Source organism: Microbacterium insulae, assembly GCF_042677065.1.
GTDB lineage: Bacteria > Actinomycetota > Actinomycetes > Actinomycetales > Microbacteriaceae > Microbacterium > Microbacterium insulae.
Genome location: NZ_JBHTII010000001.1, coordinates 491110 through 503656, shown reverse-complemented (window position 1 = coordinate 503656; position 12547 = coordinate 491110). Strand labels below are relative to the sequence as shown.

Annotated in this window: 13 protein-coding genes; 9 read left to right on the top strand and 4 right to left on the bottom strand. The window is 69.8% G+C overall.

All coding sequences use genetic code 11. The annotated features are described in order from the left end of the window. Positions 1-44: 44 nt before the first annotated feature. The gene (locus ACFQ0P_RS02330; RefSeq protein ID WP_204980111.1) at positions 45-929 is read left to right on the top strand and encodes an SDR family oxidoreductase; all 885 of its coding nucleotides are present in this window, start codon (positions 45-47) and stop codon (positions 927-929) included. A gap of 27 nt (positions 930-956) precedes the next feature. Here the strand turns inward: ACFQ0P_RS02330 and ACFQ0P_RS02325 are convergent, their stop codons facing one another. The 3 genes from ACFQ0P_RS02325 to ACFQ0P_RS02315 form a co-directional block, all read right to left on the bottom strand. Then, positions 957-2135: an ROK family transcriptional regulator gene (locus ACFQ0P_RS02325; RefSeq protein WP_204980110.1), complete on the bottom strand. Its 1179-nt coding sequence runs from the start codon at positions 2133-2135 to the stop codon at positions 957-959. 122 nt (positions 2136-2257) lie between these two features. After that, on the bottom strand, positions 2258-3322 hold the full coding sequence (locus ACFQ0P_RS02320; protein ID WP_204980109.1) for an ABC transporter permease: 1065 nt from the start codon (positions 3320-3322) through the stop codon (positions 2258-2260). Next, positions 3319-4794: a sugar ABC transporter ATP-binding protein gene (locus tag ACFQ0P_RS02315; RefSeq protein WP_204980108.1), complete on the bottom strand. Its 1476-nt coding sequence runs from the start codon at positions 4792-4794 to the stop codon at positions 3319-3321. Before ACFQ0P_RS02315 ends, ACFQ0P_RS02320 begins: the two co-directional genes overlap by 4 nt. Before the next feature lie 314 nt (positions 4795-5108). On the opposite strand from ACFQ0P_RS02315, the gene ACFQ0P_RS02310 reads away from it, so the two are divergent. The 8 genes from ACFQ0P_RS02310 (at position 5109) to ACFQ0P_RS02275 (ending at position 12237) form a co-directional block, all read left to right on the top strand. Then, a complete protein-coding gene (locus tag ACFQ0P_RS02310; protein WP_204980107.1) occupies positions 5109-6149 on the top strand; it encodes a substrate-binding domain-containing protein in 1041 nt (346 codons plus the stop codon). A gap of 102 nt (positions 6150-6251) precedes the next feature. After that, complete coding sequence (locus ACFQ0P_RS02305) at positions 6252-7397, top strand: Gfo/Idh/MocA family protein (RefSeq protein WP_204981501.1); 1146 nt, start codon at positions 6252-6254, stop codon at positions 7395-7397. 27 nt (positions 7398-7424) lie between these two features. Next, complete coding sequence (locus ACFQ0P_RS02300; protein WP_204980106.1) at positions 7425-8426, top strand: sugar phosphate isomerase/epimerase family protein; 1002 nt, start codon at positions 7425-7427, stop codon at positions 8424-8426. 91 nt (positions 8427-8517) lie between these two features. Then, positions 8518-9411 (top strand): DUF2510 domain-containing protein, encoded by an 894-nt coding sequence (locus ACFQ0P_RS02295; RefSeq protein ID WP_204980105.1) that lies wholly within the window; start codon positions 8518-8520, stop codon positions 9409-9411. 3 nt (positions 9412-9414) lie between these two features. Further along, the gene (locus tag ACFQ0P_RS02290; RefSeq protein ID WP_204980104.1) at positions 9415-10209 is read left to right on the top strand and encodes a sulfite exporter TauE/SafE family protein; all 795 of its coding nucleotides are present in this window, start codon (positions 9415-9417) and stop codon (positions 10207-10209) included. A gap of 35 nt (positions 10210-10244) precedes the next feature. Continuing rightward, positions 10245-10694: an FAS1-like dehydratase domain-containing protein gene (locus ACFQ0P_RS02285; RefSeq protein WP_204980103.1), complete on the top strand. Its 450-nt coding sequence runs from the start codon at positions 10245-10247 to the stop codon at positions 10692-10694. Then, a complete protein-coding gene (locus tag ACFQ0P_RS02280) occupies positions 10691-11104 on the top strand; it encodes a MaoC/PaaZ C-terminal domain-containing protein (protein WP_204980102.1) in 414 nt (137 codons plus the stop codon). The genes ACFQ0P_RS02285 and ACFQ0P_RS02280 overlap by 4 nt, the downstream gene beginning before the upstream one ends. Then, complete coding sequence (locus tag ACFQ0P_RS02275) at positions 11101-12237, top strand: UDP-N-acetylmuramate dehydrogenase (protein ID WP_204980101.1); 1137 nt, start codon at positions 11101-11103, stop codon at positions 12235-12237. Before ACFQ0P_RS02280 ends, ACFQ0P_RS02275 begins: the two co-directional genes overlap by 4 nt. Here the strand turns inward: ACFQ0P_RS02275 and ACFQ0P_RS02270 are convergent. After that, positions 12234-12365: a hypothetical protein gene (locus tag ACFQ0P_RS02270; protein ID WP_378771214.1), complete on the bottom strand. Its 132-nt coding sequence runs from the start codon at positions 12363-12365 to the stop codon at positions 12234-12236. The genes ACFQ0P_RS02275 and ACFQ0P_RS02270 overlap by 4 nt on opposite strands. Positions 12366-12547: the final 182 nt, after the last annotated feature.

Sequence of the window (12547 nt, the reverse complement as noted above, 5' to 3'; positions counted from 1 at the left end):
CGCACCTCTCCTTACGTTCAGAGGACACCGACAAGGAGCGTGCGATGACTGACACTCGGATCGACCCCCGCGACAAGCACCCGGAGGGCGGCTTCCCCGGCCAGGAGCAGGACCAGCCGGGGCTCACCGACGAGATGCGTCCCGAGCCCGATCACGGCGAGGAGACATATGTCGGCGCGGGGCGGCTCACCGGAAGGCGCGCGCTCATCACCGGCGGCGACTCCGGAATCGGGCGGGCCGTCGCGATCGCCTTCGCCCGCGAGGGCGCCCACGTCGCGATCGCCCATCTTCCGGAAGAGCAGGTGGATGCCGACGACACGGTCGCCCTCGTGAAGGATGCCGGCGTCACGGGCGTCTCCTTCGCCGGGGACGTGCGCGACGAGGCGTTCGCCACCTCCATCGTGGACGACGCGGTCGACGCGCTCGGCGGCCTCGACATCGTCGTCCTCAATGCGGCGTACCAGAAGGATCGCGACTCGCTGGCGTCGCTGGAGACCGAGGAGTTCGACCGGGTCTTCAAGACGAACCTGTACGGGCTGCTGTTCACCGCCCGCCGGGCGGTCCCGAAGCTCGAGCCCGGCAGCTCGATCATCGTCACGTCGTCGGTGCAGGCCTTCAATCCCTCGCACGGCCTCATCGACTACGCCATGACCAAGGCTGCGCAGGTCGCGTTCGTCAAGGCGCTCGCCGAGGAGCTGGGCCCCCAGGGCGTGCGGGTGAACGCCGTGGCGCCCGGACCGATCTGGACGCCCCTCATCCCCGCCACGGGGTGGGAGGCCGAGCGCATCGCGACCTTCGGCACCGACACTCCCCTCGGGCGGCCCGGGCAGCCGGCCGAACTCGCCGGCGCGTACGTCTACCTCGCCTCGGAGGCCGCGTCGTACGTCTCGGGCGCGGTGCTCCCGGTGACGGGAGGCAAGCCGCTGTGACGCGGGACCGCCGCCGCGGGCGAGGACCTAGGCGGACACCAGCGACGTGAGCGTCTCGGGGGAGAGGGCGTACTCGATCGCGAGCATGCTCGCCCCCAGCACGGCGGCGTTCGACGCGGCCGCGGATTGCACGATCGCGAGATGCTCGGTGGCCAACGGGATCGAGCGCGTGTACACGACCTCACGGACGCCCGCGATGAGGTGCTCGCCGACGCGGGCCATCGACCCGCCTATGGCGATCACGGACGGATTGATCAGGCTGACGCACGTCGTCAGCACCTCGCCGATGTCGCGTCCGGCCTGACGCACCGCCTGGATGGCGTCGATGTTGCCGCGCTTGACCAGATCCACGACGTCGTTGCCGTTCTCGGCGTCGACGCCCTGCGCGCGCAAGGAGCGGGCGATCGCCGGCCCGGAGGCGAGGGCTTCGAGGCATCCCTGATTGCCGCAGTGGCAGGGGACGCCGGCTCCTCGCGCGACGCGCACGTGGCCGATGTCACCGGCGATGCCCTGCGCGCCGCGCTGCAGTGCGCCGCCGGAGATCACTCCCGCGCCGATGCCGGTGGCGACCTTGACGAACATGAGGTGCTCGACGCCCGGGTACGCGAGCGCGCGCTCGCCGAGCGCCATGATGTTGACGTCGTTGTCGACGAGGACCGGCACGTCGAGATGCTGCTGGACCCAGCCGGGAACGTCGAAGCGATCCCACCCCGGCATGATCGGCGGGTTCACGGGCCGGCCCGTCGAGTGCTCGACGGGACCGGGGATCCCCACCCCGATCGCGGCGACATCGCCCCTCGATCGGTCGAGGCGGTCGAGCAGCGAGCCGGCGTGCTCGACGAGCCAGGTCAGCACCGGCTCGGGGCCGAGGGTGACGTCGAGGGGCTCGCTGTGCTGGGCGAGGATGGTGCCGGCGAGGTCGGTCACGGCGAGCGTGGCGTGGGACGCGCCGACGTCGGCGGCGAGCACCAGGCGCGCAGCCGGGTTGAGAGCGAACTGCGATGGCGGGCGCCCGCCGGTCGATACCGTCTCGGCGATCGGCGTCACCAAGCCCATCCGCATGAGCTCGTCGACCCGGGCGGCGATCGTGGACCGCGCGAGCCCCGTCGACTTTGCAAGCTCGGCGCGCGTGCGCGGCACTCCGTCGCGCAGAAGCTGGAAGAGCTGGCTCACTCCCGACACGTTCGTCGTCGTCTCGATGGTCATTTTCGCCACATTTCAGTTTACGAGTGCGGGAAGCGAACCGAAGTCGGCGTGACTTCGGACGGAGTGCGACGGCCCGGCGCCGAGCGCCGACGATAGTCGAGGACGCCGGGTCGCGGCATCCGTCAGGTCGCTCGTCCGGTCGGCTTGGCGAACCGCTGCTGCAAGAGCACCGCGACCACGATGATCACGCCCTTCACGACCGCCTGGATCGACGAGTTCAGGTTGTTCTGCACGAACACATTCGTCAGGGTCGTGAAGATGAGGACGCCGAAGACGGTTCCCGTGATCGTCCCGCGCCCGCCGACGAGCAGCGTGCCTCCGACGACGACGGCGGCGATCGCATCGAGCTCGAGCAGAGTTCCGTGGGTCGACGTGCCGGCCGTGGTGCGGGCGAGGTACATCACGCCGGCGATACCGGCGCACAGACCCGAGATCGCGTAGAGCCACATGGTGTGCCGCTTGACGTTGATGCCGGCGAGGCGGGCCGCCTCGCGGTTGCCGCCGATGGCCACGGTGCGACGACCGAAGGTGGTGCGGTTGAGGATCACCCAACCCGCGATGGCGACGATCACGAAGATCCAGATCAGGATGTCGACGCCGATGAAGTCCTGGTTGAGGAACTCGATGAACCCGCGATCCTGGACCTGGAGCGTGCGTCGCTCGGCGAGCACCTCGGCGAGGCCGCGGGCTGCGATGAGCATCGCGAGGGTCGCCATGAACGCGACGACCTTGCCGTACGCGATGACGATGCCGTTGACGAGGCCGGCGGCGACGCCGACGAGGAGCGCCATGAGGATCATGACGGACCAGTGCAGCTGGTCGGCGAGATCCTGGACGGCTGCGAGTGTCGCGACCACTGAGGCGAGACCCAGGACGGAGCCCACCGAGAGGTCGATGCCGCCCGCCGTGATGATGAGGGTCATGCCGACCGCGACCACGCCGAGGATCGATGCCTGACGGAGGATCGTCAGCGTGTTGCTCACGCTCAGGAACGTGTCGGGCGCGGTCACCGCGCCGACGATCACGAGCAGGAGCAGCGCGACGACCAGACCGAGGTTGCGCCCGACCGAGCCCGACAGCACGCGTCGGATGCCCGAGGGCCGGGTCGGATCGGGAGCGCCGCCGGGCGGCGGTGCCTCCGACGAGGAGGGGACGGCGTCGGTGCCGAGGGTGTGGGACTCGCTCACGCGGCGGTTCCTTTCATGACGAGGTCGAGCACGCCGTGCTCGTCGATCTCGGATGCGGGCAGGGTTTCGAGCACTCGGCCTTCGGCGATGACGAGGACGGTGTCGGAGAGGCCGAGCACCTCTTCGATCTCGCTGGAGACGATCACGATCGCGTTGCCGGCGGCGGCGAGTTCGCGGATGAGCGCGTAGATCTCGGCGCGGGCGCCGACATCGACGCCGCGGGTGGGCTCGTCGAGCAGGAGTACCCGGGTCCCGTGCACGAGCCAGCGCGCAAGGAGGATCTTCTGCTGGTTGCCGCCGGAAAGGGTGATCGTGGGGCGGTCGGGATCCGCGGGGCGCAGCTCCAGCGACTCGATCTGCGAACGCGCGGCGGCGCGCGCCCCGCGCTCGTCGAGGAAGCCGCCCTTGGCGAAGCGCTTCATGGATGCCAGCGTCACGTTGAAGTAGATCGGCTCGTCGAGCACGAGGCCCTGGCTCTTGCGCTCCTCCGGCGACAGCCCGATGCCGGCTGCGACCGCCTTGACGACCGACCCGCGCGGAAGGGGCTTTCCTCCCACTCGGACGGTGCCGGCGGTGGCGCGGCGCGCCCCGTACACCGTCTCGAGGATCTCGGACCGGCCGGAGCCCACCAGGCCGGCGAGGCCGACGACCTCACCCGCGCGGACGGTGAACGACACGTCCTGGAAGACCCCCGCGACGCCGAGGCCATCGACTTCGAGCACATTCGGCGCGTCGGAGGGGACGGGCGCTGCCGGAGGGAAGACGTTCGCGATGTCCCGCCCGGTCATGAGGCGGATGAGCTCCGCGGTGGGGGTGTCGGCGACGGGAAGGCCGGTCGCCGTCGTGCGCCCGTCCTTGAGGACCGTGATGCGGTCGCCGACCTGCCGGATCTCCTCCAGGCGGTGCGTGATGTAAACGACGGCGATCCCCTGCGACGTGAGCTCCTTCACGACGTGGAAGAGGTTCTTGACCTCCTCGGTGTCGAGCACGGCGGACGGCTCGTCCATGATGATGAGCTTGATGTCGTGCGACAGCGCACGGGCCATCGAGACGATCTGCTTGTTCGCGGCGCTGAGGGTTCCGACCTCGGTGTGGGGGGAGAGGCTCGGATGCCCCAGCCGCCGCAGCAGCTCCTTCGTCTGCTTGGCCGCCTCCGATCGCCGGGTGAAGCCGCCGCGGGAGAGCTCGTGACCCAGGAAGATGTTCTCGGCGATCGTGAGGCCGTCGACCACGTCGAGCTCCTGGTACATCGTCGCGATGCCGAGCTCGATCGCCGCCTCCGGGTCGGGGATGTCGACGCGCTCGCCGAGCCACCGGATCTCGCCATCGTCGGGCCGGTGCACGCCCGCGAGGGTCTTGATGAGCGTCGACTTGCCCGCACCGTTCTGCCCCAGGATGCAGTGCACCTCGCCGGCGACGACCTCGAAGTCCACCCCCTGCAGGGCTTTCACACCCGAGAAGCTCTTCGTCACGCCTCGAACGTCGAGTAATGCCGATTCATGGTCAACTTTGATCACTCGCTGAACATAACATGACTTCGCCGCTCCTGCCGAGGGTTCTTGCCGCGGGAGTCGACATCTTGCGCATCAGAGTGACCGCGCACATTTTGAGGGCCTTCCGCGTGATCGTGGCCGATTCGTTACTTCTGTCGACTGCTGAACAAAAGATGTCGGATTACCGCGGCCTTCTGCTACGGTGAACCTCGTCAGCGTGGACCCCTCGGATGAGGGCAGCTTCCCTCTCGGAACCACGCTGTGAAGCTGCATCACATTCAAGGAGGAAAACAATGCGCTCACACCTGAAGGCGCGCACCCGACTGGTCCTCACCGGGACGGCAGTCGTCGCAGCGATCGGACTTCTCGCCGGCTGCACCGGCAGCGGTGCGGACGAGGAGACCGTCGTCGACCAGGGCACCACGACCGAGGAGAACGCCGAGTCGGGCGACACCGTCGTCATCGGCTTCTCCGGTCCCGCGGCCGACCACGGCTGGCTGGGCGCCATCAACTCCGGCGCACAGGCGGCCGCCGACAGCTTCGACGACGTCGAGCTGCGCGTGGCGGAGGGCACCAATGACCCCATCGCGCAGATCGCGGCGGTCGAGACCTTCGTCAATGACGGCGTGGACGCCATCGTGCTGCTGCCGACGGACGGCGCCGCGCTCACCGAGGCCGCCATCGCGGCGATGGAGGCGGGCATCCCGGTCATCAACGTCGACCGCGAGTTCTCGAGCCCGTTCGCCGCGCGCTCCACGATCCTCGGTGACAACTACGGCATGGGAGTCAGCGCCGGCACCTACATCTGCGAGCAGCTCGGCGGCGAGGGCTTCGTCGCCGAGATCGCGGGCATCGACTCGCTGCCGCTCACGCAGGACCGCTCGGAGGGCTTCGCAGACGCCCTGAGCGACTGCGGGCTCGAGGTCAACGCGCGTGTCGCCGCCGACTTCACGGTCGCCGGCGGTGAGGCAGCCGCCTCGCAGCTGCTGGCCGCGAACCCGCAGATCGACGCCATCTGGAACCACGACGACGACCAGGGCATCGGCGTGCTGGCCGCGATCGACGCCGCCGGACGCGACGAGTTCTTCATGATGGGCGGCGCCGGAAGCCGCTCGGCGATGGAGGCCATCGAGGCCGACGACACCGTGCTGAAGGCCACCGTCATCTACCCGTCCACTCAGGCGGCGGACGGCGTGGCGCTGGCTCGCCTCATCGCCCAGCAGAAGACGCTCGGCGACATCGTCACCCCGTCGGTGCCGAACCGCATCGTGCTCGACGCCCCCGTCGTCACCAAGGAGAATGTCGACCAGTTCATCGACCTCTCGTTCCAGTAAGCCCGACGACAGATCCGCGGGGCGCCCGTCCACCGGCGGGCGCCCCGCGCCTCACCTCCCGAGAGAGAGGACACCGCGTTGACCGAGACGCTCCGCATCGCCATGATCGGCCACGGCTTCATGGGCGCCGCACACTCACAGGGCTGGCGCGTCGCGCCGCGCTTCTTCGATCTTCCGCTGGAGCCCGAGATGGCGGTCCTCGTCGGCCGCAATGCCGCAGGGGCCGAGGCATCCGCCCGCAAATGGGGCTGGGACGAGTCGGCCACGGACTGGCGTGAGGTGATCGCCCGTGACGACATCGACGTCGTCGACGTCGTGACGCCCGGCGACACGCACGCCGAGATCGCGATCGCCGCGCTGGAGGCGGGCAAGCACGTGCTGTGCGAGAAGCCGCTGGCGAACACCGTCGAGGAGGCCGAGCGGATGGCGGCTGCCGCAGCGGCCGCGGCCGAGCGCGGCATCCGGTCGATGGTGGGCTTCACCTACCGGCGCGTGCCGGCGACCACCTTCGCCCGCGACCTGGTGGCCGAAGGCCGACTCGGCGAGATCCGCCAGGTGCGGGCCGAGTATCTGCAGGACTGGCTGATGGATGCCGAGGCCCCCCTCACCTGGCGCATGCAGAAGGACCGCGCCGGGTCGGGTGCGCTCGGTGACATCGGCGCTCACGCCGTCGACCTGACCGAGTACATCACCGGTCAGCGGGTCACCACCGTGTCGGGGATCATCGAGACCCTGGTCGAGGAGCGGCCCCTGCTCGGCGAGGGCTCCGGACTCTCGGGGACCGCGACGAGCGAGCGCGGCAAGGTCACCGTCGACGACATCGCCCTCTTCACCGGACGACTCGAGTCCGGCGCGCTGGCCTCGTTCGAGGCCACCCGCTTCCGCACGGGCCGCAAGAATGCGCTCCGCATCGAGATCTCGGGATCGAAGGGGGCACTCGCTTTCGACCTCGAGCGCCTCAACGAGCTCGAGTTCTACGACGCGACGCTCCCGGCGACGGGCCTGGGCTTCCAGCGCATCCTCGTGACCGAGAGCGACCACCCCTATATGGGGCCGTGGTGGCCGACCGGTCACATGCTCGGCTACGAGCACGGGTTCTCCCACCAGGTCTACGACTTCGTCACCGCGATCGACGAAGGGACGCAGCCGCGGCCCTCATTCGAGGACGGGCTGCACGTGCAGCGCGTGCTCGAGGCGGTCGAGCGGAGCTCCGCATCCGGCAGCGCGTGGATCGCGACGGGCGATTGAACCACCTTCCTGAGAAAGGACGACGAAATGACTCGACCGATCACTCTGTTCACTGGGCAGTGGGCTGATCTGCCGTTCGAGGAGGTGGCGCGGCTGGCGGGTGAGTGGGGGTATGACGGTCTGGAGATCGCGTGCTGGGGTGATCACCTCGACGTGTCCCGGTGGGATGACGAGGAGTATGTGCAGTCCCGGCTGGGCATCCTGGAGCGCAACGGGCTGCGGGTGTGGGCGATCTCGAATCATCTGACCGGTCAGGCGGTGTGCGATGACCCGATCGATCAGCGCCACCGCGACATCCTGTCGGACCGGGTGTGGGGTGACGGGGACCCCGAAGGAGTCAGGCAGCGGGCGGCGGAGGACATGAAGGACACCGCCCGGATGGCCGCGAAGCTCGGGGTGTCGCAGGTGAACGGGTTCACCGGGTCGTCGATCTGGAAGGCGGTGGCGATGTTCCCGCCCGCCAGTGACGAGTGGATCGCGGCCGGGTACCGGGACTTCGCGGACCGGTGGCACCCGATCCTGGACGTGTTCGAAGAGGTGGGGGTGCGGTTCGGGTTGGAGGTGCACCCCAGTGAGATCGCGTACGACTACTGGACGGCGAAGGCGACCTTGGAGGCGATCGGGCACCGGCCCAGTTTCGGGTTGAATTTCGATCCGTCGCATTTCATGTGGCAGCAGCTGGACCCGGTGGCGTTCGTGCTGGATTTCGCCGATCACATCTTCCACGTGCACGTGAAGGAATCGGTCACCAACCTGGACGGCCGCAACGGGGTGCTCGGCTCGCACCTGCCGTGGGCCAACCCGCGCCGGGGGTGGACGTTCGTGTCCACCGGGCATGGGCAGGTGCCGTGGGAGCCGCTGTTCCGCGCGCTCAACGCGATCGGCTACACCGGCCCCACCAGTGTGGAGTGGGAGGACGCCGGCATGGACCGCCTGGCCGGCGCCCCCGAAGCACTGGCCTTCGTCCGCAAACTCAACGCCATCACCCCACCCGCCGCCGCCTTCGACGCCGCCTTCTCCAGCAAATGAGAGAAGGGGGAGGAGGGGACCGGATGCTTCGCCCCCGAGGCATCCGGTCCCGTCCATAGGCCCGCCTCCGCGCCCGGGATAGGGTGTGACCATGGCGACGACTCCCCCCGGCTGGTACGACGACGGACACGGCGCGCTGCGCTGGTGGGACGGAGCGCAGTGGACCGAGCACGTCGCCACGCCGGACCCCGAGACCGAGGGCGAAACCGCCCCGACCGAGGCCGACATCGTCGCGGCGAACACGGCAGCTGCCGATGCGCCCGCCGACGCCGAGGCGCAGCCGGCGCCGGTCGGTGCACCGTCGGCGACCGAGCCCGCCGATGTCGACCCCGCCACGGCGCTCGGTCTCGGCGTGCCTCCCGCCGCGGGAGCGCCCGCCGCCCCGTACGGCGCAGGACAGCCGCAGGGTGACTACCCGGGCGGTTATCCGGGCACCGCGGGGGCGTTCACGGCGGCGACCGAGCCCCGCACGTCGAAGCTCTGGATCCTCTGGGTCGTGCTCGGCGTCGTCATGCTCGGCATCGTGATCGCCGCGGCGATCGTCATCCCGCTCCTCTTCCTGAACCTCGCCTCGGGCGGCGGCTCGGCCGGATCCGGCGTGGAGCCGTCGGGCGCCGACGAGCAGGCCGCCGTCGCGGCGGTCGAGCTGTACGACGACGCGTGGCAGAACGTCGATTGCGATGCCTACCTCGCCGCCACGAGTGAGGGCTTCCGGTCCGAGTCGGGGATCGAGGACTGCGAGACGTTCGAGACCACGGCGACGGAGTTCTCCGCCAGTGTCGAGGACTACACCGTGTCGGTGACCAACATCGAGGCTGAAGACGCCCAGGTCGTCGTGTCGACGACCGAGAACTACAACGCGCTGTTCGACGAACAGGGCGAGCCGCTGGATGTCGCACAGCCGCAGCAGTGGGAGTACGTGTACACGGTCGTGGACGTCGACGGCGAGTGGGTCATCGACGACCTCGAAGACGTCACCGGCTGACCTGTGTCGACGGCCACGCCGCGCGCGAGGGACGCGCGCTTCTTCCTGACGTGCGCCGGAGTGGGGCTGCTCGCCGGTCTGCTGTCCGGGCTGTTCGGCGTCGGCGGCGGAACGGTGATCGTGCCGCTCCTCGTGCTGGCGCTGGCCTTCGACCAGCGGCTCGCCGCCGGCACCTCGCTGGCGGCGATCGTGCCGACGGCGACGGTGGGCGTCATCTCCTACGCGGTGCACGGTTCGGTGGCGTGGATCCCCGCGCTGCTGCTGGCCGCCGGCGCGGTCGTCGGCGCGCAGATCGGCACCTGGCTGCTCCCTCGCCTGTCGATCACGATCCTGCGGTGGACGTTCGTCGGATTCCTGGTGCTGGTGATCGTGAGCCTCTTCTTCGTGATCCCGTCGCGCGACGCCGTCCTCGAGCTAACGGTGCTGAGCGGGATCGGCCTCGTCTCGCTGGGTGTGGTGACCGGCGTCGTCGCCGGCCTCATCGGAGTCGGCGGCGGCATCATCGTCGTGCCCGCGCTCGTGCTGCTGTTCGGCACGAGCGACCTCGTCGCCAAGGGCACGTCCCTGCTGATGATGATCCCGACGGCGATCTCGGGCACGGTCGGCAACGTGCGCCGTGGCAACGTCGACCTCGCCGCGGCCGCCACGATCGGTGTCGCGGCCTGCACGACGACGGCTCTCGGCGCCTGGATCGCGACCCTCGTCGACCCGTTCGTGGGCAACGTGCTCTTCGCGGTGTTCCTCGTCTTCATCGCCGTCCAGATGGCCGTCCGAGCGATCCGCGGCCGCCGCCGATAAGCGGAGGTGTGGCGCTCGCGCCGTAGGATGGCACGGTGCCAGTGAACCCCGAGCTCGTCGGTCGCGACTTCGCCCCGACGGCCCCCTACCTCGTGGGTCGTGAGAAGGTGCGCGAGTTCGCTCGCGCCGTCTTCGCGACCGATCCGCAGCACACCGATCCCGCCGCCGCCCAGGCGCTCGGATATGCCGACGTCGTCGCGCCGCCGACGTTCGCGATGGTCGTGCAGGACCTCACCCTCCAGCAGCTCCTGTCCGAACCAGACTCCGGGATCGTCCTGCAGAACGTGCTCCACGCCGAGCAGCGATTCCGCTACACGCGCCCCATCGTCGCGGGCGACGAGCTCACGGCCCGCCTCACCGTGACCGGGATCCGCACCCTCGGCGGCAACGCGATGGTCACCAGCGATGCCGAGATCACGGATGCCGCAGGTGACCACGTCGTGACCGCGACATCCGTCCTGCTCGTGGGGGAGGGCGATCGATGAGCGCCCTCGAGAACCTGACGGTCGGCGAGGTCGTCGCCGAGCGCACGGTGCATCTCACACGGGAATCCCTCGTGCGCTACGCCGGGGCATCCGGCGATTTCAACCCCATCCACTACCGCGACGACATCGCCGCGGAGGTCGGCCTCCCCGGCGTCCTCGCCCACGGCATGCTCACCATGGGCCTCGCCGTCCAGACGATCATCCCGTGGCTCGGCGACTCGGGCCGCATCCTCGAGTACGGCGTGCGATTCACGCGACCCGTCGTGGTCGACGCCGGCGCGGGAGCCGACGTCACGATCGTCGCGAAGGTCGGAGCCGTCGACGACGGCGCCGCGCGCATCGACCTGACCGTCTCGCACGGCGAGTCGACCGTGCTGGGCAAGGCGCAGGTGCGCGTCCGAACCGCATGACCGAGGTCGAGCCCGTCCCGCTGTCGCAGCTGACGACGCTCCGCACGGGCGGGGCGCCCATGCGCATGTTCGAGGCGACGACCTCCGACGAACTCGTCGCCACCCTCCGCGAGGTGTGGGCCGACGACGAGCCGTGGTTCGTGCTCGGCGGCGGCTCGAACCTGTTCGTCGGGGACGATCCGTTCGAGGGCACCGTGGTGCGGATCCGCACCGAGGGCATCGAGCGTCTGCCGTCGCCGCGGCCCGGGTTCGCGCGGCTGCGCGTGCAGGCCGGGCACGACTGGGATGCCCTCGTCGCACACTCCGTCGCCGAGGGGCTGGCGGGGATCGAGGCGATGTCCGGCATCCCGGGGACCGTCGGTGCGGCGCCCGTGCAGAACGTCGGCGCCTACGGCCAGGAGATCGTGCAGACGCTCGTCGAGGTCGAGCTCATCGACGAGTCCACCGGCGAGGTCTCGACGGTGGCCGCCGCCGACCTCGGACTCGGCTTCCGCACCTCGGCCCTCAAGCACCACTACGGGTCGGTCCCGGCCCGGCGGGCGGTCATCCTGTCGGTGACGCTCGAACTGGCCGAGGTCGGCCACGACCAGCGTCCGATCGCGGGGGAGCAGCTGCGCACGGCCCTCGGGCTCGGAGTCGACGACACCGTGACCGTCGCCTGGGTGCGCGACCACGTCCTCGTCACCCGAGCCCGCAAGGGGATGGTGCTCGACGACGACGATCCCGACACGTACAGCGCGGGCTCGTTCTTCCAGAACGCGGTGGTGTCGGCATCCTTCGCCCGCACTCTCCCCGCGGCGTGCCCGCGCTGGCCGGTGACCCCGGACCTGGATCCGGTGCTCGTGATCCCGCTGTCGGCGTTCGACGGGTACGTCCCGCCGCCCGCCGCAATCGAGTCGGACGTCAAGGTCAGCGCGGCGTGGCTCATCGAGCACTCCGGGGTGCGCAAGGGGTTCAAGCTGCCGCGCTCTCGTGCGGCGCTGTCGTCGAAGCACGCCCTGGCGCTCACGAACCGCGGCTCGGCGACGGCTGCCGAGCTCGCCGAGCTCGCCCGATACATCCAGGGGCGCGTGCAGGCGGAGTTCGGGCTCGTCCTGCAGCCCGAGCCCGTGCTCGTGAACGTCGAGCTCTAGTCCGGTCCGAGCACACCGTTCTCGTCGCACCGCGCGTCGTGGTCGTCGGTGCCGAGCAGCCGCTCGCGCTGAGCGGGCGCGAGGTTCGCCAGAGCAGCGACGACTTCCGGCAGATCGATCCGTCCCATGAGCAGTCCCTTCGTTCGGTCTCATGGGAGGCGTCGAACGGCGCGAGCAGATGTCGACGGAACGGCGGCACAGCGCCGAAGGCACACTTTTGTGCGAGACCGCACGCGAATGTCTGTGCGGCTCGCACAAAAGTGTGGTCGCCGGAGGCTCGGGCGGGTCAGGGCGTGGCCGGCGGCGCGAC

Coding starts and splice junctions, on each gene's coding strand:
- ACFQ0P_RS02270 (WP_378771214.1), bottom strand. CDS start 12,365: ATGGGACGGATCGATCTGCCGGAAGTCGTCGCTGCTCTGGCGAACCTC.
- ACFQ0P_RS02305 (WP_204981501.1), top strand. CDS start 6,252: ATGATCGGCCACGGCTTCATGGGCGCCGCACACTCACAGGGCTGGCGC.
- ACFQ0P_RS02310 (WP_204980107.1), top strand. CDS start 5,109: ATGCGCTCACACCTGAAGGCGCGCACCCGACTGGTCCTCACCGGGACG.
- ACFQ0P_RS02275 (WP_204980101.1), top strand. CDS start 11,101: ATGACCGAGGTCGAGCCCGTCCCGCTGTCGCAGCTGACGACGCTCCGC.
- ACFQ0P_RS02295 (WP_204980105.1), top strand. CDS start 8,518: ATGGCGACGACTCCCCCCGGCTGGTACGACGACGGACACGGCGCGCTG.
- ACFQ0P_RS02330 (WP_204980111.1), top strand. CDS start 45: ATGACTGACACTCGGATCGACCCCCGCGACAAGCACCCGGAGGGCGGC.
- ACFQ0P_RS02280 (WP_204980102.1), top strand. CDS start 10,691: ATGAGCGCCCTCGAGAACCTGACGGTCGGCGAGGTCGTCGCCGAGCGC.
- ACFQ0P_RS02300 (WP_204980106.1), top strand. CDS start 7,425: ATGACTCGACCGATCACTCTGTTCACTGGGCAGTGGGCTGATCTGCCG.
- ACFQ0P_RS02325 (WP_204980110.1), bottom strand. CDS start 2,135: ATGACCATCGAGACGACGACGAACGTGTCGGGAGTGAGCCAGCTCTTC.